The organism is Motilimonas pumila (assembly GCF_003596335.1).
Lineage (GTDB): Bacteria > Pseudomonadota > Gammaproteobacteria > Enterobacterales > CBDFNC01 > Motilimonas > Motilimonas pumila.
In genome coordinates this window covers 1-701 of record NZ_QZCH01000136.1, presented here as the reverse complement: position 1 = coordinate 701, position 701 = coordinate 1, and the positions used below count along the sequence as shown (strand labels likewise).

Below are 701 nucleotides of genomic sequence, written 5' to 3'. Positions count from 1 at the left end.
GCGCGTCGCCTCGGGTTTGCCGTAAGCGATGTTGTCGTAGATCGAATCGTTGAACAGCACGGTGTCCTGCGGCACGATGCCGATCGCATTGCGCAGCGAATCCTGGGTGACCGAGCGGATGTCCTGGCCGTCGATGCGGATCTGGCCGCCGTCGAGGTCGTAAAGCCGTTGGATCAGCTTGACGAAGGTCGACTTGCCCGAGCCGGTCGGCCCGACCAGCGCCACCCGTTCGCCCGGCGCTATGGCCAGGGTGAAGCGTTCGTAGAGCGGCGTGGCCTTGTTCTTGTAGCGGAAGGTCACCCGGTCGAAGACGATCTCGCCGCGCTGCGCGCGGAAGACCGGCGCGTCCGGGCGATCGGACACCTCCGGCGTCTGGCGCATGTAGCCAGCGACGTCCTCGACGTCGTCCAGGCCCTTTTGCAGCATGCGCACGTTCTCGCCGAGATTGCGCAGATAGCCGCTCATCAGCATGAACGAGGTGATGGCGAAGGCGACGTCGCCCGGGCTGGCGCGGCCCTGGCTCCACAGCCAGACCAGCATGCCGGAAAGACCGGCCTGCAGGATGATCATCAGGACGTTCTGCATGGCCCAGACGTCCATGAAGCGGTTCCAGGTCTTCTGGACCGCCGTCCGCCAGGACGCGGTGACCTCGCCGAGCCGCCTCTCCTCGCGCGCCTCGGCGCCGAAGCTCTTGACGGTCG

1 protein-coding gene is annotated in these 701 nt (G+C 66.3%); it reads right to left on the bottom strand.

Translation table 11 applies throughout. The annotated features are described in order from the left end of the window. The coding region (locus D1Z90_RS20895) for an ATP-binding cassette domain-containing protein (protein ID WP_147378829.1) at positions 1-701 on the bottom strand (701 nt) is incomplete at both ends.